This is a genomic window from Allorhizobium sp. DMC15 (assembly GCF_056314065.1).
In genome coordinates this window covers 528,941-550,198 of sequence record NZ_JBQUZB010000003.1, presented here as the reverse complement: position 1 = coordinate 550,198, position 21,258 = coordinate 528,941, and the positions used below count along the sequence as shown (strand labels likewise).

22 protein-coding genes are annotated in these 21,258 nt (G+C 62.2%); 9 read left to right on the top strand and 13 right to left on the bottom strand.

Annotated features, from left to right (window positions below; translation table 11 throughout):
* Window positions 1-21: 21 nt before the first annotated feature.
* Window positions 22-2,547 (bottom strand): sensor domain-containing protein, encoded by a 2,526-nt coding sequence (locus ACT53S_RS16975; RefSeq protein ID WP_476067848.1) that lies wholly within the window; start codon window positions 2,545-2,547, stop codon window positions 22-24.
* A 133-nt stretch (window positions 2,548-2,680) separates the two neighbouring features.
* Window positions 2,681-3,229: an RBBP9/YdeN family alpha/beta hydrolase gene (locus ACT53S_RS16970; protein ID WP_113376563.1), complete on the bottom strand. Its 549-nt coding sequence runs from the start codon at window positions 3,227-3,229 to the stop codon at window positions 2,681-2,683.
* 323 nt (window positions 3,230-3,552) lie between these two features.
* On the opposite strand from ACT53S_RS16970, the gene ACT53S_RS16965 reads away from it, so the two are divergent.
* A complete protein-coding gene (locus ACT53S_RS16965) occupies window positions 3,553-4,359 on the top strand; it encodes a DUF2189 domain-containing protein (protein WP_476067847.1) in 807 nt (268 codons plus the stop codon).
* A 65-nt stretch (window positions 4,360-4,424) separates the two neighbouring features.
* Here the strand turns inward: ACT53S_RS16965 and purB are convergent, their stop codons facing one another.
* The 4 genes from purB to rpe form a co-directional block, all read right to left on the bottom strand.
* Window positions 4,425-5,726, bottom strand: coding sequence for an adenylosuccinate lyase (gene purB, locus ACT53S_RS16960; protein WP_142068614.1), 1,302 nt, complete (start codon window positions 5,724-5,726; stop codon window positions 4,425-4,427).
* A 61-nt stretch (window positions 5,727-5,787) separates the two neighbouring features.
* The gene (locus ACT53S_RS16955) at window positions 5,788-6,201 is read right to left on the bottom strand and encodes a hypothetical protein (protein WP_476067846.1); all 414 of its coding nucleotides are present in this window, start codon (window positions 6,199-6,201) and stop codon (window positions 5,788-5,790) included.
* Window positions 6,202-6,266: 65 nt separating this feature from the next.
* A complete protein-coding gene (locus ACT53S_RS16950; RefSeq protein WP_476067845.1) occupies window positions 6,267-6,986 on the bottom strand; it encodes a DUF2259 domain-containing protein in 720 nt (239 codons plus the stop codon).
* Entirely contained in the window at window positions 6,983-7,660 is a 678-nt protein-coding gene (gene rpe, locus ACT53S_RS16945; protein WP_476067844.1) for a ribulose-phosphate 3-epimerase, read from the bottom strand. The genes ACT53S_RS16950 and rpe overlap by 4 nt, the downstream gene beginning before the upstream one ends.
* Before the next feature lie 210 nt (window positions 7,661-7,870).
* Here rpe and ACT53S_RS16940 point away from each other — a divergent pair, with 210 nt between their 5' ends.
* Entirely contained in the window at window positions 7,871-8,635 is a 765-nt protein-coding gene (locus ACT53S_RS16940) for an SDR family NAD(P)-dependent oxidoreductase (RefSeq protein ID WP_476067843.1), read from the top strand.
* An 18-nt stretch (window positions 8,636-8,653) separates the two neighbouring features.
* Here ACT53S_RS16940 and ACT53S_RS16935 read toward each other — a convergent pair whose 3' ends face one another.
* Entirely contained in the window at window positions 8,654-9,730 is a 1,077-nt protein-coding gene (locus ACT53S_RS16935; protein ID WP_476067842.1) for a branched-chain amino acid ABC transporter substrate-binding protein, read from the bottom strand.
* Window positions 9,731-9,893: 163 nt separating this feature from the next.
* Here ACT53S_RS16935 and ACT53S_RS16930 point away from each other — a divergent pair, with 163 nt between their 5' ends.
* The 7 genes from ACT53S_RS16930 to ACT53S_RS16900 are packed head-to-tail and all read left to right on the top strand — an operon-like array spanning window position 9,894 to window position 15,672.
* Window positions 9,894-10,403, top strand: coding sequence for a flavin reductase (locus tag ACT53S_RS16930; protein WP_476067941.1), 510 nt, complete (start codon window positions 9,894-9,896; stop codon window positions 10,401-10,403).
* A 24-nt stretch (window positions 10,404-10,427) separates the two neighbouring features.
* Window positions 10,428-11,372 (top strand): AAA family ATPase, encoded by a 945-nt coding sequence (locus ACT53S_RS16925; protein ID WP_476067841.1) that lies wholly within the window; start codon window positions 10,428-10,430, stop codon window positions 11,370-11,372.
* Window positions 11,373-11,374: 2 nt separating this feature from the next.
* On the top strand, window positions 11,375-12,652 hold the full coding sequence (locus tag ACT53S_RS16920; RefSeq protein WP_476067840.1) for a vWA domain-containing protein: 1,278 nt from the start codon (window positions 11,375-11,377) through the stop codon (window positions 12,650-12,652).
* Window positions 12,649-12,978, top strand: coding sequence for an XdhC family protein (locus ACT53S_RS16915; protein ID WP_476067839.1), 330 nt, complete (start codon window positions 12,649-12,651; stop codon window positions 12,976-12,978). The genes ACT53S_RS16920 and ACT53S_RS16915 overlap by 4 nt, the downstream gene beginning before the upstream one ends.
* On the top strand, window positions 12,978-13,685 hold the full coding sequence (locus tag ACT53S_RS16910; protein ID WP_476067838.1) for an XdhC family protein: 708 nt from the start codon (window positions 12,978-12,980) through the stop codon (window positions 13,683-13,685). The genes ACT53S_RS16915 and ACT53S_RS16910 overlap by 1 nt, the downstream gene beginning before the upstream one ends.
* A complete protein-coding gene (locus ACT53S_RS16905; RefSeq protein WP_476067837.1) occupies window positions 13,682-15,334 on the top strand; it encodes an NTP transferase domain-containing protein in 1,653 nt (550 codons plus the stop codon). Before ACT53S_RS16910 ends, ACT53S_RS16905 begins: the two co-directional genes overlap by 4 nt.
* A gap of 2 nt (window positions 15,335-15,336) precedes the next feature.
* Entirely contained in the window at window positions 15,337-15,672 is a 336-nt protein-coding gene (locus tag ACT53S_RS16900) for a TfoX/Sxy family protein (protein ID WP_142068643.1), read from the top strand.
* Here ACT53S_RS16900 and ACT53S_RS16895 read toward each other — a convergent pair.
* The 6 genes from ACT53S_RS16895 to bcp all read right to left on the bottom strand — a co-directional run bounded on the left by ACT53S_RS16895 (window position 15,660) and on the right by bcp (window position 21,176).
* Window positions 15,660-16,067 carry an NUDIX domain-containing protein gene (locus ACT53S_RS16895; RefSeq protein ID WP_476067836.1) on the bottom strand — a complete coding sequence of 136 codons (408 nt, stop codon included), beginning with the start codon at window positions 16,065-16,067 and terminating at the stop codon, window positions 15,660-15,662. The two genes, ACT53S_RS16900 and ACT53S_RS16895, sit on opposite strands and share 13 nt — an antisense overlap.
* Before the next feature lie 4 nt (window positions 16,068-16,071).
* Complete coding sequence (locus ACT53S_RS16890; protein WP_476067835.1) at window positions 16,072-17,607, bottom strand: DEAD/DEAH box helicase; 1,536 nt, start codon at window positions 17,605-17,607, stop codon at window positions 16,072-16,074.
* A 145-nt stretch (window positions 17,608-17,752) separates the two neighbouring features.
* Window positions 17,753-18,376, bottom strand: coding sequence for a LysE family translocator (locus ACT53S_RS16885; RefSeq protein ID WP_476067834.1), 624 nt, complete (start codon window positions 18,374-18,376; stop codon window positions 17,753-17,755).
* A 46-nt stretch (window positions 18,377-18,422) separates the two neighbouring features.
* On the bottom strand, window positions 18,423-19,724 hold the full coding sequence (locus ACT53S_RS16880) for a M23 family metallopeptidase (RefSeq protein ID WP_476067833.1): 1,302 nt from the start codon (window positions 19,722-19,724) through the stop codon (window positions 18,423-18,425).
* Window positions 19,725-19,866: 142 nt separating this feature from the next.
* Window positions 19,867-20,709 carry a ferritin-like domain-containing protein gene (locus ACT53S_RS16875; protein WP_476067832.1) on the bottom strand — a complete coding sequence of 281 codons (843 nt, stop codon included), beginning with the start codon at window positions 20,707-20,709 and terminating at the stop codon, window positions 19,867-19,869.
* Window positions 20,709-21,176 carry a thioredoxin-dependent thiol peroxidase gene (bcp, locus tag ACT53S_RS16870; protein WP_476067831.1) on the bottom strand — a complete coding sequence of 156 codons (468 nt, stop codon included), beginning with the start codon at window positions 21,174-21,176 and terminating at the stop codon, window positions 20,709-20,711. Before bcp ends, ACT53S_RS16875 begins: the two co-directional genes overlap by 1 nt.
* Window positions 21,177-21,258: the final 82 nt, after the last annotated feature.

The window sequence follows — 21,258 nt, the reverse complement described above, 5'->3', positions numbered from 1 at the left end:
CCGCATCTCGATCCGCCCAGCCTAACCGGCTCGGGCGGATTTTCTTTGTTCCATCAGCCGCAGCGTCGTGCGTTCGAAATCGCTCGGCCTGGCAAGGCCATACCCCTGCAAGACGTCGCAGCCGAGACGTTTGAGGATGCGGGCGTGCTCCTCGGTTTCAACACCTTCGGCAACCACCTTGATCTTGAGCGAGCGGGCGATCTGGATGATCGACATCACCAGAACGCGCTGCTCCTGGCTTTCCGGCAGGTGCTCAATTAACTGACGATCGATCTTCAGGGTGCCCGGTTTCAGATTGAGCAAGCCGACTATTGACGCGTGGCCGGTGCCGAAATCATCGATCTCGATGCCGATTGAAAGACGGCGGAGCGTTTCGAGATTGGCGCGGACCACTTCGTCCTGGCGATCGAGGAAGACGCTTTCGAGAAGTTCGAACGATACCTTACCCGGCTTGATATCGAGTTTTGCCAGGCCTTGCGCGAGGTCCGGGTCATTCAACCGCCGGGCGGAAACATTCACGGAAATCTTGGGCACATCAAGGCCAAGGTTCTTCCAGCGTGCGACATCGGCGAGTGCCTTCTCCAGAATGATGCGGTCGACTTGGCCGATCACGCCGCAGTCTTCGGCAACCGCCAGAAAGCGGTCCGGTCCGAGAAGACCGTGCTCGGGATGCTGCCAACGAGCGAGGCATTCCGCGCCGGTGATTTCGCGCGTGCGAGCGTCGAATTGCAGCTGGTAAAACGGAATGATCTCGTCCCGCTCCAGGCCGCGCAGAAGCTCGTCAGACAGCTTGTGCGCATCGACCAGCATGCTGCGGCTTGCCGGCTTGTAGAACTCGTAGCGGTTCCGCCCGAGGTTCTTCGCATTGTAGAGGGCGATGTCCGCATTCTGCAGGAGCTGGCGGGGATCCACCAAACGGTCGGTCGAATGTGCGATGCCGATGCTGGCGCCGAATCGGCATTCGTGGCCGTTAAACCAGATCGGCTGGCGCATGCTGTCGATGATGCGTGTTGCAATATCGGATAGCACCGCAGGCGTGCCGGTGTCGGCGACGAGGAGGACAAATTCATCACCGCCGATGCGGGCAGCAAAGTCGTCCGGGCGGATGCTGTCCTTAAGAATGTGGGCCGCATGCTTCAGCATGGCGTCGCCTGCGCTGTGACCCAGCGTGTCGTTGATCTGTTTGAACCGATCGAGATCGATATGCAGAATAGCGATGCCTTGCTTGTCGCTTTCGTTCGTGGAGCGCCAGGCATCGATCCGTTGCTCGAGAAAGCGGCGGTTCGGCAGGCCGGTCAGGTAGTCGTGCAGAGCGGAGTGTTCGGCGGCCAAGCGCGTTCGCTCAAGCTCTTCGTTCCGCGCTTCGGCCAGAGTTTTCTGGCGTTCCAGCTCTTCTCGCAAGCGCCTGTCTTCGGTCACATCCCAGTTGACGCCAATCATCTTCAGGCGTCCGTCGTGATCGACATAGGGAAGGCTGTTGGCGCGAATGTAGCGGATGCCGCCATCGCGGGCGATGATGCGATAGTCGTCGGTGAACGGTTCGCGCAGTTCAATTCGTCGGTTGACATTGGCCAGGACACGATCGCGGTCGTCTGGATGCAGTTTCTGTTCCCAGAACTCCCCGATCCTGATTTCGTCGGGTTTATCGGCTTCGAAGATCCGACGCATTGCATCATCCCAGACGCTGACGCCGGCTTCGAAATCTGTCTCGAACACGCCGATCCTCGAAATGTCGAGCGCCAGCCGAAGGCGCCGCGACAGGCCTTCCTGCCACTCCTCCTGGGCTTTGCGCGCGGTTACATCGGTATCCGTGCCGGTAATCCGCACGGCCCGACCATGATCGTCCGTTTCTATGGAGGCGCCGCGGCATTCGATCCAGATATAGTGACCGTCTTTATGGCGTTCACGATACTGGAAAGTCAGGTAACCGGGATCGCCAGAATTCTGCCGCTCGATGCAATGGAGAACATGCTCTCTGTCATGCGGGTGAACCCATTCCAGCCATGCCTCTGTGGTCGGGGGGATGGGATCGTCAGGTCCGAGGCCGCGGATACGGCGCCAGATCTCCGAATAATAATAGTCGCCGTTCATCCGCTGATCCCAGACGCCGGACGCGGACGAGACGAGAGCAAGGTTCCAACGGCTCTCCCTGATGGCAAGGTCCGCCATTTCGCTCTTCAAGCGCGTGATGTCTGCGAGTTGCAGCAGGACCGTGTCATCGGTGGCTGTGTCTGTCGCGTTAGAGAGTGAGGCGATGAAATGGCGTGTCGTGGTCCCGCAGGACAGTCGAAGTTCGACCTGCGAGGCTTCTCCGGCTAGCCGAAGTCTCTCAACGGCTGCGTTGAGAGCGGTCGCTTCATTGGCGTCAAGGCAGGTGGCGATCCACCCGGCTTCACTCCCGGTGTCCCCGAATAGATCGTTGAATGTAGAATTGCAGTCGAGGATCAGGCCATCGGTGTCGAGCAAAGCCGAGGGCCAGGGAAGGTTCGACAGGGCCAGGCTACGCTTGACTGTGGGTTGTGCAGGGGCTGCAGCGTTGTTGGACAAGATCGTACTCTGGACACGGGAGCTGCCCAAATCTTAGTCCGCCCGACTTAAGAAGCGCTTAACCTGTTCCTCTTGTAGCTTTTGGCCTGCGTCAACCCGTTGTTAACGTCCGGCACGCCAAGTCTTGTTCACGTCACAGGCGGCTGAGGAACTGGGCAAATACCATCGTGCCCTCCGGCCAGGGCCCGTGACCGGAATCGGCATTGATGTGTCCGGACTCTCCCGCATCGATCAGCAGCGAACCCCAGGCATTGGTGATGTCCTCCGCATGAGCATATTCCCCGAAAGGGTCGTTCCGGCTGGCAATGGTGATCGTCGGGAAGGGCAGGCGCTCGCGCGGATACGGGCCAAAGGTCATCAGGTGCTTCGGCCTGATTTCCGGATTGGCGACATCGGGCGGAGCGACGAAGAAAGCGCCAGCCACCTTCTGCTTCATTTCGGGGATCGCATGCACGACGGTGGGGACGCCTAGCGAATGGGCAACAAGAACAACGGGGCGGGTGGAGGCGTTCACCTCTTCGACCACCCGTGCGACCCAGTCCTCGCGGACCGGTTTCGACCATTCGGCCTGTTCGACGCGCCGCGCCGTCGACAGTTTCGCCTCCCACCGGCTCTGCCAATGGTCGGGACCGGAATTGGTGTAGCCGGGGACGATCAGGATATCGACATCTGATGCTTTCATAGCGCCTATCTGCGTTTGACGATGCGTCCCGTCAAGGTTTCGTGTCCCCGGACAGCGAAATAATCCGGCTGAGGCGAGTGCTTTTCCGTGCCTGTCGGCATCACGATGCGGTGCTTGCTGGCAATCTCCGGGACATCCGGGAGCAGGGGTGGTATGGTGGTTTCGGATGCTCGTGCGAGACGTCGGGCACCCGACAAAGCCGTCAGATTCCGGGGTTTGAAGTTTCATAACCGGCTGCGGCTTTGAGGGGCATCGGGAGGATGCTCCTTTCGTGCATTTCACTTTGCAGTTTGCAATTCCCGGGAATTCGAGGAGGAGTGAGAATGTCGACCTTTCATGTTTTGACCGGCCCTGCCGGAATTCTGGAGCGGCCGGATATCCGCCGGATCACGGTGTCCGATGTCTTTGATGCCCTTGCAGAGGGCTATTCCGACTTTCGCGAGAAGCCGTCCCATTATGCCTTCGTCGCGCTGATCTATCCCCTTGCAGGCGCGATCATGATCGCCTGGAGTGCCGGTGCCGAGTTGTTGCCGTTGGTCTATCCGTTGCTGACGGGCTTTGCCCTGCTTGGCCCTCTTCTCGCGCTCGGCCTGATGGATATCAGCCGCAGACGCGAGCGGGGCGAGGACGCGAGTTGGGCCGAGGTTCCGGCGATCTTCAAATCGCCCTCCTTGCCTTCGCTGCTGATGATGAGCATCGGCCTGCTCCTCATCTTCATGGTCTGGCTGTTCCTGGCGCGTGGTCTCTACGACACGATGGTCAGCGACAATCTCGCACCCGGCGTGTTCAACTTCATGTCCGGAATTTTGAACCATCCGAATGCCGTCCCCTTCCTGATCTGGAGCAACGGGCTCGGCTTCTTGCTGGCGTTGGTCGCGCTCGTCGTCAGCATCGTCGCGTTCCCGCTTCTGCTTGACCGGGATGTCGGTGCGGTGACGGCGGTCGTGACGTCGATCCGGGCGAGTCTTGCCAATCCGGTGCCGGTTGCCCTCTGGGGATTGTTGGTCGCCGGTCTCCTGGCCATCGGCATGGCGACGCTCATGGTCGGGCTGGTCGTAATCGTGCCGGTGCTTGGCCACGCCACCTGGCACCTCTATCGCAAGCTGGTGGTGGCACGCCCGCGCGTCTGACCCATCCATACAACAAGGCCCGACGTTACCGCCGGGCCTTGCATGGTCGTTCCTAGGGACTGGCCTCAGGCGAACACGCGCTTGAAGATCGTATCGACGTGTTTGGTGTGATAGCCGAGATCGAATTTCTCGCGGATCTCTTCTTCGGAGAGTGCCGCGCGAACTTCCGCGTCACCCAGCAGTTCTTCGAGGAAATCGGCGCCCTTTTCCCAGACCTTCATCGCGTTGCGCTGGACCAGACGGTAACTGTCTTCACGCGAAACGCCGGCCTGTGTCAGCGCCAGAAGCACGCGCTGGCTCATCACCAGACCCTTGAACTTGTTCATGTTCTTCAACATGTTCTCAGGGTAGATCACCAGCTTCTCGATGACGCCGGCCAAACGGTTCAGCGCGAAATCAAGGGTGATCGTCGTATCAGGGCCGATGGCGCGCTCGACGCTCGAATGGCTGATGTCGCGCTCATGCCAGAGGGCCACGTTTTCGAGCGCCGGGGTGACCGACATGCGCACTAGGCGGGCAAGGCCGGTCAGGTTTTCCGTCAGAACAGGGTTGCGCTTGTGCGGCATGGCGGACGAACCCTTCTGGCCGGGCGAGAAAAATTCTTCGGCTTCCAGCACTTCCGTGCGCTGCATATGGCGGATTTCGATCGCGACGTTTTCGATCGACGACGCGATAACGCCGAGGGTCGCAAAGAACATCGCGTGGCGGTCGCGCGGGATGACCTGGGTCGAGATCGGCTCAGCGACAAGGCCGAGCTTCTCGCAGACATGTTCCTCGACGCGCGGGTCGATATTGGCAAAGGTGCCGACGGCGCCGGAGATTGCGCCGGTCGCAATCTCTGCGCGAGCATTGACGAGACGCGCGCGGTTCCGCGCCATCTCGGCATAGAAGCGGGCGAATGTCAGGCCCATGGTCGTCGGTTCGGCGTGAATGCCATGACTGCGGCCGATACGAACAGTGTCTTTGTGCTCGAAGGCGCGGGCCTTGAGGGCCGCCAGCACGCGGTCCATGTCGGCGAGCAGGATGTCGGCGGCGCGCACGAGCTGGATGTTCAGCGTCGTGTCCAGAACGTCGGACGAGGTCATGCCCTGGTGGACAAAGCGGCTGTCAGGGCCGATGAACTCGGCGAGATGGGTGAGGAAGGCGATGACGTCGTGCTTGGTCACGGCTTCGATTTCGTCGATGCGGGCAACATCGAATTCTGCCGCGCCACCTTTTTCCCAGATCATCCGGGCGGATTCCTTCGGGATCACGCCAAGTTCGGCGAGAGCGTCGCAGGCATGGGCCTCGATCTCGAACCAGATGCGGAACTTGGTTTCGGGGGACCAGATGGCGACCATTTCCGGCCGGGAGTAACGCGGGATCATCGGGCTCGTCTTTCGTTGGAACGGAATTTCTGGCCCCCCTTAGCAAAGTGGGGCGGCAAGCTCAACGGCTGCGGCGGGCCATGAGGACGGCGAGCAGCAGCAAAATCAGGAAGGCCGTTGGGAGGAAGTGGCGCAGGCCCAGAACGGCGAACTGGTAGAGCGCCGAAGCGGAGGTGAAGACAAACTGGTAGGCCCAAATGCGGGACGGGAAGGGCGCGTGCCAATGAGCGTAGAAGAACCGGTATTGCAGAGCAAACAAGCCGGCCGTTGCGGCCATGGTCGCGAGCCCGAGCAGGAGGAACCAGGCCGCGAAGATCTTCGGTACCTCCCGCCCATCAACGCTGACCTGTACCAGCGGAAGCGCGACCAGCCAGCCGAGCATGCCGCCTCCCGCATAGATGGCGGCAAGAGCCATATCGTGGCTGCCGCTTGCGCGTCCGAAGACATGGATGGAAAGCAGAAAGCACAAGGCCATGGTCAGGCCCCAAGCCAGCGCGCCGAGGCTCCACAAATACAGGGACGGGAGCCGCAGGCGCCGGGTCAAGGTTTCACCGGAATGGCGAGCCAGCGGAGATTGCTGCCTTCGAAGCCGAGCGAAACGACCTGGACCATGACCATGTGCGGCGCCTGAGACCGCGGCCCCGGTGTGACGACACCGCCGATCGCATAGGCGCTCGGACAGTTGCGGCTCTTCGGCACGCTTTTGTCCCGGTAGGCCTCCCGTTTTGCGTCGGGTCTGGCGTCATCAGCGATAGACAGCGCAAATCCGCGAACGTCGACATTCATCTTGCCGCAGAGTTCCGCGCCCTTCGCATCGAATTGCTGCAGAGACAGCCGATAGACCCCGTCCGAAACGTAGAAACTCGGGAAGGCCTGGTACCGCAACTCGTGCGGCTTTTCTGTAAGTTCGCCAATCGGGGAGAAGGCGACGAGATGGCCGGGGTCATCACCGATCTTTCGGGCCTCGAGCAGGGCCTTTGCCTGGCTCAGGCTTTCCTGCCTTGCTTCGCCGATAGATGCCTCTTCGCGTCGGATGATGACGTTGATCGGCGCACCCTCGACATAGGTGTCTGCGGCGGTGTCGATGATCTGTATCTCCGCGTAGGGAAACCCCGATCCATCCTGCTCGCCAAACTGCTCGAAGGCAAAAAACTTTCCGTCCGGAGAAAAGCCCAGCGGCCGCATCTCTGCCACATCACCAGCGCTTGCGGAGGAGGCCGCGAGGAGCAGGCTGATTGCGGCAAAGAAGGATGACTTCACCGGCGCCCTCCTTCGGCAGCCGTGCGCAGGGCGTCGACCGTCTTGCGGTAGTCGTCCACGCCCTCGCCCTTGAAGATGGCCGAACCCGCGACCAGCGCATTGGCCCCAGCCTTTGTGATTTCGGCGGCATTGTCGGCCGTGACCCCGCCATCCACCTCCAGATGGATGGGGCGGTTGCCGATCATCGCATGGGCCTTGGCGATTTTGTCTGTCATGGCGGGAATGTATTTCTGACCGCCGAAGCCGGGATTGACGCTCATGATCAGGATCAGATCGAGATCATCCATAACATGCTCGATGGCCGAGAGCGGCGTGGCCGGGTTCAGCGAGACGCCGGCCTTCTTGCCGAGCGCCCGAATGGTCTGCAGCGAGCGGTGAAGATGCGGTCCGGCTTCCGCATGCACCGTGATGATGTCGCAGCCGGCATCGGCGAAAGCGGCGAGATAGGGATCGGCCGGCGCGATCATCAAATGGCAGTCGAAGACCGCCTCCGTGTAAGGACGCAGCGCCTTGATGATCGCCGGGCCGAAAGAAATGTTCGGCACGAAGTGGCCGTCCATCACATCCAGATGCACCCATTCAGCGCCGGCCTCGACGACATCGGAGACTTCCTGGCCGAGGCGGGAAAAGTCGGCGGCGAGAATGGAGGGCGAAATCAGCAGGGGGCGTGTCATGGGCTGTTCCTCGGCAGCGCGACCGCATGGCGGCCGGTGTTTGCCGGTGTCCGATGCATGCAGCCTGATGGCAGTCGTTGGACGTCCGCATAGCATCGGCGGTCTCCTGCGGCAACCATGCCTTGGGATGAGACGCATCGGCGCTTGACGGCTCCTGTTTCGGCGTCCATCCCTCTGGCCAGACAGCAAGCTGAGGTCTGGGAGGACGACATGGCCAAATTCGCAATCATCACCGGCGGCAGCTCCGGCATCGGTCGGCATCTCGTCTCGTCCTTCGTCAAGGCCGGCTATGATGTCGCCTTCACCCATCTCGGCCAGCCGGATCAGGCTGCAGCCGTTGAAGCGGAGGCTGCGGCTCTGGGCGGACGCGCGATCGGCCGCGAATGCGAGGTGGCCGGAGCTGCCGCGATCGAGGCCTTCCTTGACGAGGTGATCGCCTGGGCGGGGCAGGCGCCGGACGTGCTGATCAACAATGCCGGCATCCAGACCTGGGCCTCGTTGCTCGAACTGTCCGAAGAGCGTTGGGACGCCGTGATCAGCACCAATCTCAAGGGCACGTTCCTCAACACCCAACGGGTGGCGCGGCGCATGGTGGCGTCGGGCAAGGCCGGCTCGATCGTCAATCTCGGCTCGGGCTGCAACAAGCTCGCCTTCCCCAAACTCGTCGACTACACGGCCTCGAAGGGCGGGATCGAACAGCTGACAAAGGTTTCTGCCGTCGAACTCGGCCCGGAAGGCATTCGTGTCAACTGCATTGCGCCGGGGGCGATCGAAACGGCAAGGACTCAAGCCGAAGCGCCCGACTATGCCAAGACCTGGGGTGACGTGACGCCGCTCCGGCGCGTCGGCACGCCAGACGACATCGCCGGGCCTGTTCTGTTCTTATGCTCCGAACAGGCGTCGTTTGTCACCGGACAGACCATCTGGGTCGACGGCGGTGTGTTCACGCAGGCCTTCTGGCCCTATCGCGACTGAGTGGTGGTCCTGGTGGCCCTATTGCGTCCGGCCAGCGACCGACACGAAGGCGCCATTCCTCCATTCGAGCAGCCGGTAGGGATTGTCGGTAAGTTCGTGATCTTCGCCGAAGATGACGGGGCCGACCGCTGTTTCGAAAGGGGTGCCGACCATGGCGTCGGCAAGCGGCATTCCCATGGCCGATGAAATGCCGGCGGCATCTGCGACGATGGTCACGGCGGCATGGGCCGGAAGGACGTAGCCTTCACCCGCGATCTTCTTCTCGGCCAGTTCTGCTGCCAAGCCCTCCGCTGCCGGCGCTCTTGGCGTGTCATCGAGCGCGACGGCGAGCACACCCTCTTGCAGCGGCACCGGCGCGTCGGCGGCGCGCATGGCATCGCCACCGAGAAAGCTGAGCGCAAGGTTTTCAGATTTTGCATCCCGGGCGATGACGGCGACGTCGTTGCGGTCCCCCCCGATGAAGACATGGGACGCTCCGGCCTTCTGGAGGCGGCGGACGAGGGCGACCTGCTGTTCCTGGCCGGGCCGGAATGTGTCGGTAAAGATCGGCTTCAGGCCGCCATTCTCAAGGCTGGTGCGGATCTGGTCTGTCAGTTCTCTTCCTCGAATGGTTCCGTCGTCGAGCAGTGCCACGGCGGCGCCCGCCCAATCCCGCAGGATCACGTCCGACAGCTTTTCCGCCTCTGCATCGCTGTCGGGTGCCAGGCGGAAAAAGGGCCATCCCTGTTTGGCAGCATCTTCCATCAGACCCTTCCAGCGGACCGACAGGGTGAGCGCGGGGATGCCCGCTTCCGCGAGTGCCGGCAAGCCGTCGACCAGGCTTTCGCTGCAGAGGAAACCGATCGCGGCTTTTGCGCCCGCTTTGCGGATCTGTTCGGCAATCTCGGGTCCGCTGCCCTGCGTGCAGCTCTCGTTGATCTCGACGAGGGAAATCGACAGGCGATCGGCTGCCAGATGCGCGCCCTGGCGAACCTGTTCGCCCAGAACGTCGAACAGGCCGCGATCCGGTGCGACAACGGCCAGAGTCAGGGGGTCGGCAACGGCCGGTGTATAGGCGAGGGCGACCAGGACACCTGCTGGCAAAAGTCGTCTCATGATGGGTTCCACATTGCTTGCAGTCATCCTAGAGCAAAGCTTAGGCCTTGGAAATGCAGGCTTTCCGGCGAAAGGCCACGGTTTTTCGAGATTCGGTGCCGCCGTTGTGGAAAAGGTAAGGCTTGGCGCCCATATTCGCGGGCGAAGAGGATGTTGCATGCAAATGCAGGGGAGTGGCGATTTGCGCAGTGAAGGTCTGGATCCGGTCTCGTACCGCGAGGCGATGAGCCATTATGCCGGTCATGTGCAGGTCGTGACGACGGAATATCAGGGCAAGCGTCGGGGTGTGACGATTACCGCCGCCTGCTCCGTGTCCGACAATCCGGCGACCGTGCTCGTCTGCCTCAACAACAGCAATCCGAACAATGACGTCATGTTCGAGAGCGGATCCTTCGCACTCAATTCGCTCGCTGCCCAACATGAAGCACTGGCATCGGCCTTTGCGGGCTTCGGCAAGCTGACTTCCGAGGAGCGCTTCGCTCTCGGTCACTGGCATGCGCTCAAAACCGGTGCGCCGGTACTCGACGATGCGCTCGCCGCCTTCGATTGCAAGGTGGTGGACCGCAAGGTAACGGCGACCCACACCGTTCTCTTCGGCGAGGTCGTGGCGTTGCATTTCGGACCCAAACAGCCGGCGCTCATCTATCTGGACCGGGGCTTTCACACGCTGTAAGCTTTTCCCACAAGAGGAGGAGACATGGAAGAAAGCTCGGCAGAAAGCCCGGAAACGGGACTGCCGCAGACAATCGATGGCGTCATCGATCTGTTGTCTGCGGAGGATTATCTGGCCGGTCGGCCACTCGCGACAGTGCTCTTCCTCGCGCTCAGGATGAAGCGGCCGCTCTTTCTGGAGGGGGAAGCGGGGGTCGGCAAGACCGAAGTCGCCAAGGTGCTGGCGAAGGCCCTCGATAGGCCGCTCATTCGACTGCAATGCTATGAAGGTCTCGATATCGCCTCTGCGGTCTACGAGTGGAATTATCCCGCGCAGATGCTTGAGATCCGCATGGCCGAGGCCTCGGGACTGTCGGACCGATCACGCCTGGAAGGCGACATCTTTTCTGAGCGTTACCTCATCCGCCGCCCGGTCTTGCAGGCGCTGGAAACGACTTCTGGGCGCGCGCCGGTTTTTCTCATCGACGAACTTGACCGGACCGATGAAGCCTTCGAGGCCTTCCTGCTGGAGGTGCTTTCCGATTTCCAGGTGACCATTCCCGAATTTGGAACGGTCAAGGCAGCGGAGCCGCCCATTGTCATCGTGACGTCGAACCGCACCCGCGAAGTCCATGACGCCTTGAAGCGGCGCTGTCTCTATCACTGGGTGGACTATCCGGCGGCGGCTGACGAACTGGCGATCATCCGGCGCAAGGTGCCGGGCTGCAACGAGCAGCTTTCGCGGCAGATCGTGGCCTATGTGCAGAAGCTCCGCACGATCGATCTGTTCAAGAATCCCGGCATCGCCGAGGCTATCGACTGGGCGACCGCGCTGACCGAGCTTGACCGGCTGGCGCTGGATCCGGAAACGATCGGCGACACGCTCGGCACGCTCCTGAAATATCAGGAAGACATCGCCCGCATTCAGGGCAGCGAGGGCCAGGCGCTGCTTTCGGAGGTCAAGGCCGACCTGCTCGCCGCGGCGGTGTGATCATGACCACGAGGCAGGTTCAGGATGGCATCATCGTCCCGCCTCCGGTGCTTGGCAACGGCAGGCTCGCCGACAATATCCTGCATTTCGCCCGGGTGCTGCGCAGGGCGGGACTGAAGCCCGGACCCGGCGCGGTCATTGACGCGATCGCTGCCGTCGATGCGATCAGCATCGGCTCGCGCATCGAGTTTCACGCCGCGCTTTCGGCCATCTTCGTCACGCGACACGAGGATCAACCGGTCTTCGACGAGGCTTTTTCGATCTTCTGGCGCTCGCGGGACCTGGTCGGCAAGATGATCGCACTGATGTCGCCGGTGGCGGCGATCGGCGAGCGGCAGAAGCCGAAGACCGGCGTCGCCCGGGTCAGCGATGCGCTTTTCGCAGAAAAGAGCCGCCAACCGCCACCACGTGACGAACCGGACGTGGAGATCGATGCGCGGCTCACAGTCTCAGGCCAAGAAGTCTTTCGCCGTCTCGATTTCGGCCAGATGACCGCTGCGGAGTTTGCCGAAGCCAGACGGGCCATCGATCGGCTGGTGATGCCCGACGACGCTGTCCGGACACGGCGCTTTCATCCCTCCAACCGGGGGCGGATCTTCGATGCCCGCGCCACCATGCGTCAGTCCCTGCGCTCCGGCGGCGACCTGATGCTGCCGCGTTTCCGAATGCATCGGGAACGCCCGCCACCACTCGTGGTGCTCGCCGACATTTCCGGATCGATGAGCCAATACACACGCATCTTCCTGCATTTCCTGCATGTTCTGACTGAGAAGCGCCGGCGCGTGCACACCTTTCTCTTCGGCACGCGGCTCACAAATGTCACCCGGCAATTGCGCCATCGCGATCCGGATGAGGCGATCGCCCAATGCAGCGAGGCGGTCGCGGACTGGTCGGGTGGCACCCGGATCGGAGATACGCTCAGGCTGTTCAACCGTCAATGGGGGCGGCGCGTGCTCGGGCAGGGCGCCATCGTGCTCCTGATCACCGACGGGCTGGAGCGCGATGACGTCGAGCTGCTTGCGACAGAAACGGATCGGCTGCATCGCAGCTGCCGGCGCCTCGTGTGGCTCAATCCGCTTTTGCGCTTTGCCGGTTTCGAGGCGCGAGCCCGCGGTGTGCGGGCCATGTTGCCGCATGTCGACGAATTGCGGTCGGTGCACAATCTGAACGCGCTTGGCGATCTCGTGGCATCGCTCTCGGCCCCGCCCGACCGGGACTGCGATCCGCGTCGTCTGCTTGCGACCGGCCGCGTCGCACCGCCGGGAAGGAGAACGTCATGAGCCATTCGATACCCCGCCGAGACCCGTTGATATTGGCCGAAAACTGGCAGGCCGAGGGACGTCATGTCGCGCTGGCGACCGTTATCGAGACCTGGGGTTCCGCCCCGCGCCCGGTGGGGAGCCATCTGGTGATCGATGCGGACGGCAATTTCGAGGGATCCGTGTCGGGAGGTTGTGTAGAGGGTTCGGTAATTACCGAAGCGCTTGAGGTTCTGGAAAGTGGCACGCCGAGGATGCTGGAATTCGGCGTGGCGGATGACACCGCCTGGCGCGTTGGTCTCTCGTGCGGTGGGCGGATCCGCGTCTATGTCGAAAGGCTGGGCTGATGGAGATTGCGCTGCTCAAGGCGTTGAATGCCGCGCGGCAAGACCGCCGGGCCGCTGTCGTCGCCACCGATCTCGAGACTGGACGCAGCCTTCTGACCGTCGAGGGTGATGCGCTGGAGGGGAGGGTGTCCGATGAGATCGCTGCGCGCCTGCGCTCTGGCAAGTCCGGCCTCGTCACGGTCGACGACCGGTCGTGGTTTTTCAATTCCCACCTGCCGCCACCGCGGATCGTCGTGATCGGCGCAGTCCATATCAGCCAGGTCCTCGCACCCATGGCTGCACTTGCCGGATATAGCGTCAAGATTATCGACCCCCGCACGGCCTTTGCGACACCCGAACGCTTCGGGGATATCGAGCTGATCGCGGAATGGCCGCAGGATGAACTGGAAAGGCAACCGCTCGACCGGTTCACGGCGCTGGTTGCGGTGACCCATGATCCGAAGATCGATGATCCCGGCATCATGGCCGCCCTGAAGGCGGACTGCTTCTATATCGGCGCGCTCGGCAGCCGCAAAACCCACGCCAAGCGCCTGGAAAGGCTTTTGGCCGCTGGGTTCTCGGCCAAGGATACGGACCGCATCTCGGCGCCGATCGGTCTCGACATCGGCGCGGCGACGCCTGCGGAGATTGCCGTTGCCGTCCTCGCCGACATCATTCAGGCTCTGCGCCGCCGGCCGCTGACCGATCACGCGGGGGGCGTCGAATGAGCTTCGGGTCGTTGCCGCTCGACGACGCCTTGGGTGCCATTCTGGCACATTCCATACCGCTCCAATCCGGAAAGCTGGCAAAAGGTTGCCGGCTAACGAAATCGGACATCGAGCGTCTGCGTGCCGAAGGGATCGAGCGGGTGATCGTGCGCCGCCTCGAGGTCGGCGACCGGACCGAAGACGAGGCCGCTGATTTGCTCGCAACAATGATCTGCGGGGCGGGGATCGAGCGCGGAGCGGCGGCGACGGGCCGCGTCAATTTCTATGCCTCCACCTATGGTCTGTTTGTCGCGGACAAAACCGTGGTTGACACTTTCAACCGGGTGGATCCGGCGATCACACTCGCCTGTCTCGCCGACCGGACCGATGTGCGGCCCGGTGACCTCGTAGCGACGATCAAGATCATTCCGCTCGCCGTTTCCGCAGACAGCCTCGCGTTGGCGAAGAAGGCGCTCGATGAGCAAGAGGCTTTCTCGGTTCGCGCCTATCGGGCTCATGCCGTCCATCTCATTGCGACCGAACTGCCGTCGCTGAAACCTTCCGTCATGGACAAGACGGCGCGGGTCCTTGTCGACCGGCTTGCGCGCTCGAGTAGCCGCCTCATCGCAGAGCGTCGCGTTCGTCACGATGCACAGGCTGTGGCCGCGGCCTTGGTGCAGGCTCTCGCCGACGGGGCGGGAAAACCCTCTGACGGGCCGCCACTGCTTGTGATTTTCGGAGCCTCGGCCGTCTGTGATGCCGAGGACGTCATTCCCCAGGCGATCCGGCTTGCTGGCGGAGAGGTAGAGCGGGTCGGGCTGCCGGTCGATCCCGGCAATCTTCTTGTCCTTGGTCGTCTCGGTGACGTGGCTGTGATCGGCGCTCCAGGCTGCGCCCGCTCGCCCCGGGAGAACGGTTTCGACTGGGTGCTGAACGGCATTTTGGCGGGCAAGCCGCCGAACTCGAATGAGATGGCTGGCTGGGGCGTGGGTGGCTTGCTGATGGAAATCCCGAGCCGGCCTCTACCGCGCCTCGCCACTAGTCCGGCCCCTTCGGATCAAAAGCCCGATCTCGGCATTGTGGTGCTCGCCGCAGGCCGTGCGAGCCGTATGGGAACGAGCGGACCGCACAAACTCCTTGCGCGTTTTGATGGCGAGATCCTGGTGCGCCGCGTGGTGCGACAGGCGCTTGAAGCGGAGTGCGGGCCTGTGTTTGTGGTGACCGGGTACCGGTCAGACGAGATCGCGCAGGCCCTGACGGGTCTTGATATCGAGCTCGTCCACAACAAGGATTATGCAACGGGAATGGCGAGTTCGCTGCGAGCGGGTCTGATGGCGGCGGAGGCGGATGGTCTGCCGGCGATCATGGTGCTTCTGGCCGACATGCCCAATGTCGCCAAAGAGGACATTCAGCTTCTGGCAAAGGGCTTGCGCAAAGCCGAGGCCCCGGCCATCATCCGTGCCGTTGCAGACGGCCAGCGCGGCAATCCCGTGATCCTGCCAGCTCATACCTTCGAAGCGCTGAAGGCACTGGAGGGGGATATCGGGGCGAGGGCGGTGATTGAAACGGCGGGGATTCCCGTTGTTGACTTGGAGATCGGGGCCGCCGCACGGCTCGATGTCGACACGCCGGAGGCTGTGATCGCCGCCGGTGGACGCCTGGGGGACTGATGATGGACAATGCAGCAATCGAGGAAATGTTCGAGGCGGTTGGCCCGGTCAGCATTCGACGCATGTTCGGCGGGAAGGGCATTTATCACCACGGCATCATCTTTGCGCTCGAACTCTATGACGAGATCATGCTGAAGGGTGATGCAGAGAGCGCGCCCTTGCTGGAGGCGGCCGGCGCGAAGCGATGGGTCTACGAGGGCAAAGGCGGCAAACCCGTTGCCATGCCTTACTGGACCGTGCCGGACGAGGCCTATGATGATCCTGACATGATGGCGAAATGGGCCCGGCTCGCCTTCGAGGCGGCTGTCAGAGTTACGGCAGCCGATCAGCGCAAATAGGGAAGAACTGCGCGGGTGAAGACAGAGAGCGGCTGGGGCAGGTTATCGAGTTCGAAAAAGCCGATCTCCGACAGCTTGTCCGGTTCGGTCAGTTGCGGCTCACCCTGGGTTTCCGTCGCCTTGTAAAGCAGCGAAACCCAGTGCTGGCCATCGGTCTCTATGATCTGTTCGGTCACGCCGAGATAAGTGATCGGGCCTATGGCCAGGCCCGTTTCTTCTTCGGCCTCACGACGGGCCGCTTCTTCTGCCGGCTCCATGTGATCGACCTTGCCGCCGACGATGTTCCAGTGGTCGGCTTCCGGCGCCTTCATGCGTCTGCACAAAAGCAGTTTGCCATCCCGAAGGATGGCAAGACCGACGCCGAGACCTGGAAAATCAATGCCGGGAAGGCCCATGCAATCACGCCTTGGCAGCTGCCACGACGAGCATGAAAGCGGGGATGTCATCGCCGAATCCAACAGGGGTCGGACCGTCGTCATGGTCGTGGTAACGGTTGCGGCGGCGATCGCGGTTGTCGTCATTCGCCGGTGCCTGGCCGCCCCGATTGTTGCGCGGATTGTTGCCGTGGCGCTTGTCGCCCCGACGATCGTCGCTGCGGCGGTCGTTTGCCACGGGCTCGGCCTTCATCGGTTCTGCCACCTTTACCGCCTCAACCTTCACTGCTGCTTCCACCACTTCATCCTCTACCGGTTTGGTATACTCGCTGCGCGTATCCGATTTGTGACCGCCGCGCCGCTCGCGTCCCTTGTCGCGGCCGCGTTTTCCACGGCTTTCGTCATGGCTTTCGGCCGGGGCCGGAAGGGCGGAGATGTCGCCGTCATGCCATTCGATCTTCTGACCTGTCAGTTTTTCGATGGCGTCGAGGAATTTGGTGTCGCTGCGCGTCACCAGGGTAAAGGCTGCGCCCGAACGACCGGCACGACCGGTGCGGCCGATGCGGTGGACGTAATCCTCCGCATGGATGGGCACGTCGAAATTGAAGACGTGGCTGACATCGGGGATGTCGAGGCCGCGGGCGGCCACGTCAGAGGCGACCAGAAGCGTGATCTGGTTGTCCTTGAAGCCGGCCAGCATGTTGGTGCGCGACCGCTGGTCCATGTCACCGTGCAGCGCGCCCACCGAGAAGCCGTGGCGTTCCAGCGAACGATAGAGATCGGCGACGTCCTTCTTGCGGTTGCAGAAGATGATGCCGTTCTTCAGGTCCGTCTGGAGGCCGATCAGTTCGCGCAGCTTGGCGCGCTTCTCGTAGTCCTTGTTGTGGCAGGCGACGAGGCGCTGCGTCACGGTGAGTGCTGTCGAAGACGGCTTTGCGACTTCGACGCGCTCCGGGTTTTGCAGGAAGCGGTCGGCCAGCTTCTGGATTTCCGGCGGCATAGTCGCCGAGAAGAACAGCGTCTGGCGGGTGAACGGGATCATCTTGGCGATACGCTCGATGTCCGGGATAAAGCCCATGTCGAGCATGCGGTCGGCTTCGTCGATGACCAGGATTTCGACGCCGGTCATCAGCAGTTTGCCGCGCTCGCAATGGTCGAGCAGGCGGCCGGGGGTGCAGATCAGGACGTCGGCGCCACGTTCCAGCTTGCGGTTCTGTTCCTCGAAGGAGACGCCGCCGATCAGGAGGGCTACGTTCAGCTTGTGGTTCTTGCCGTATTTCTCGAAGTTTTCGGCGACCTGTGCTGCCAGTTCGCGTGTTGGCTCCAGGATCAGCGTGCGCGGCATGCGGGCACGGGCGCGACCCGTCTCTAGCAGTGTCAGCATGGGGAGAACGAAGGACGCAGTCTTGCCGGTGCCCGTCTGTGCGATGCCGCAGATGTCACGCCGCTGAAGGGCCGGCGGGATCGCGCCTGCCTGGATCGGAGTGGGAACCGTGTAACCGGCATCGGTAACGGCTGATAGGACTTTCTGGCTCAGGCCAAGGTCAGCAAAAGTTGTCAAAGGGAAGTAGTTTCCGTTCCTGTTCTCGCGAACATCCATGAGTCGCCCTTGATGCGGGCTCGAATGGTTGCGGCGAATAGTGGGAAACGGCCGGAAAGTCAAGGAAACCGCCGGATCTAACCCTACAAAGGCTTAAAGCGCATGATTAATTCGTCCGGGTTGTCCAGAGGATCTGGATGCCGGCGAGGCCGATCGCCGTTCCGGCGATGCGGTTGACGCGTCGAATGATGGTCGGGATGCGCATCAGCGAGCGCGCGCGGCCGGCAATCCAGACATGCCCGCCGACCACCACGATCTCCGTTATGACAATCACGAAGGCAAGGGCGAGATAGTCGTCGATGCCGAAGGTCGAGCCGACGAAGCCGGGCAGAAGAGCAAGATAAAACAAGGGCATCTTCGGGTTGCCGAGGTTGAGCGCGATGGCTGTCAGGAATGTCGTCGACAGGCCCCGGCTGTCGGCCTTGCGAGCCGTTTCGGGGATCACGGGCGTCTCCGTCCAGAGCCGGTAAGCCATGTAGATCAGATAGGCCGCCCCCGCATAGCGCAGCATCACCATGACCAGGCTCATTTCCTGCGCGACAATAGACAGGCCGAAGGCTGCCAGAGCGAGATAGATCAGGATGCCCGCAAGCGTGCCCGCGCCGTAAGCGAAGCCATAGGCCGGGCCATGCGACAGCGTCCGGGCCACGATGGTCATGTTGTCGGGGCCGGGGCTCGCAGCGAAGACGAAGAAAGCCAGTGCAAAGGCGAGCAGTGAAGCAGAATCCATCGGGCATCTCCGGTTGCGTGGAGCCTGGAGACAAAGGCCGTTCGGGTCAATTGATCAGCGGGGTCAACTTCATCCCGGCATTCAGGAACTGCATGGGGTCGACGGCATCGCCGTTGCGCCGCACTTCATAATGCAGATGCGGCCCGGTGGAGCGTCCGGTCGATCCCGAGAGACCAATGACGTCGCCCGTCGCCACCTCGTCGCCGACCTTCACCAGAACGCGTGACATATGGCCATAGCGCGTCGAGATGCCGAAACCGTGGTCGATCTCGACCATGTTTCCGTAACCGCCGGACAAGCCCGCCGCCACCACTTTGCCGGTGCCGGTCGTGCGGATTTCTGTGCCGGTCGGGGCGCGGAAATCGATGCCGGCATGCATGGCGAGCCCGCCGAAGAAGGGATCGGGACGGTTGCCGAAGCGGCTGGTGATGTCGCGCCCCGGTGCCGGATTGGCAAAGGGCAGGCGGCGTGCCGTGTCCCGCACGGATTCAAGTCGTGAGAGGGCGACATCCAGTTGATTGAGCGAGGCGTTGAAATCCCGCTCGGAGCGGGGCGCCAGATAGGGCCCGCCGACGGCATCCTGCGCGTCAGTTTCCGCCTGATCTTCCACCGGAACGCCCTGGCGCTTCAGGATCCCGGCGATTTCGTCTGCCGTCGCCGATGCCCCGGTTGCCAGTTGGTCGATGCGCTCCAGTTGTTCGGCCTCGATTTCCTTGAGAGACAATGTCATGTGGGAAAACAGTCGATCGGCTCGGTCTGCGACGTTCTCCTCTGTCATCGGCACGTAACCGAGGGCGAGGCTCGAGTGCGATGCGGTGTCTTGCGGCGACGTCTTGCCGAGCAATGCAGCAAAGGCCGGAGCTGCTCCGCTGTGCACAGCCGCTTCATCGCCGTCAGTCTTCGGCTTTTGAGCGGGCACAGGACCTTCGTCGCCGGGCAGAGCCGTCTCACCTGCTGCCTCCAGCAAGGCGCCGATGCGGCCATGGCGTGAGGTCAGCGCCATCTGCTGTTCGAGCAGCTTTTCGACCTTGTCTTCGACGACCTGCTGGTCGAGCAATTGTCTCGATGTGACCCGATCCACCTGGGCGCGGAGGGCCGCGATCCGGTCCTCATATTCATGCTGCATGCGGGCCTGACGGGCCATGGTCGCGCCGATCAGGTTGTCGCGCAGCACGAGATAGGTGGTCGCGCCGAGATAGCCGAGTGCCAGGGTGCCAATAAAGCAGATCGCGAGCAGGGTCATCCACGGCCTGATGGTCATGTGCCGGATGCGGTCACCACTGGCCAGAATGACGACATGCTGCTCTTTGCGTCTGCCGAAAACCTGGTTGTTCGATCCCGTCGCCACGCCCGTTTCCCTCTGCGTGCAGCCGTTCGACAATGACTGTCACGGGGCTGCCTGATCGCGAGCTTACTGGTTCAGACTCGCTTGGCTGATTACGCATTATTAGGGTTAACAAACATTCAACGGGCCGGCTCGGCGAGCGGGTTCAAGAGTTGTTCTTGGAAGAAAGGACGCGATAAAAAGACGGCGTCAAACCGGCCTCGGCTCGGGCGACATCGTTGAATGGCGCTTTCAGTTGCCCACGAAAATTCGCCCGGACAAGATCCTGGAACGTGGCTGCCGGATCACGTCTTTCGCGAGCGCAGAGAAAGCGGAACCATTTGGCGCCGACGGCAACGTGGCCTTTCTCGTCCTCATAGATCACCCGCAGCACTTCGGCGCTTTCGAGGTCACCCGTCTGCCGCATCTTGTCCTGCAGGGACGGTGTCACGTCGAGTCCGCGGGCCTCGAGGATCAGCGGCACAACGGCAAGGCGTGCCGTCAGGTCATTGCGGGTGGAATGCGCCGCCTGCCAGAGGCCGTCATGGGCGGGCATGTCGCCATAGTCGGCCCCCAACGTCCTCAGCCGGTCGCGGACCATCCTGAAATGCTTGGCCTCCTCGAAGGCCACCTTCATCCAGCCGTCGAAAAAGGAATGCGGCACGGGTTCACTGGCGAACCGCGCGACGATGTCGAGCGCAAGGTCGACGGCATTGAGTTCGATATGGGCCAGCGCATGGAGCAGTGCGATCCGGCCGGGCAGGGTGTGCAGCGACCGCTTCTCCACAGCCTTGGGCGGGACCAGTTCGGGCTTTGACGGTCGGCCCGGCCGATCGGGAAGAGCCGGGTCGAGCGGTGAACGCAGCGACAGACGTCGCTCCTGCCAGCGCAGAGCGGCGGCTTGAGCGAGCGCCGTCTTCTCGTCGAGGTCGGCGCTCAGGATGGCGAGCGTGGCTGCCCCGCGCAGCGAATGAAACGGAGTGGCCGGCTGGGGCAGTGTATCGGACATCACAGCGCCTGGGCTGCCTTCAGTACGGCTTCAGCATGGCCGGGTACCTTCACCTTGCGCCAGACCTGGGCAATCTTGCCCGAACCATCGATGAGGAAGGTGGAACGTTCTACCCCCATATAGGTCTTGCCATACATGCTCTTTTCCTTCCAGACCCCATAGGCTTCGAGAGCCGCATGCTCTTCGTCGGCCGCGAGCAGGACCGAAAGACTGTGCTTGGCGGCGAACTTGTCGTGGCTCTTCACCGAATCGGGCGAGACGCCGACGACTGTCGCACCGATGGCGGCAAAGTCGGCAGAGAGCTTGGTGAAGTCGACGGCTTCCACCGTGCAGCCGCTGGTGTCGTCCTTGGGATAGAAGTAGAGGACGAGCGGCTTACCGGAGAATTGCGACAGCGAAACGGTGGCGCCACCACTGGCGGGCAGGGCGAAGTCGGGGGCGTTGTCCCCGGCAGTCAATTCCGTCATGGGATAACCTTTCTTTTGCCTGTTTTGTGGGTGATTGTCGGCGCACTCGATATATAGTCCGCTCCGAAGTCGTCCAGAGCGA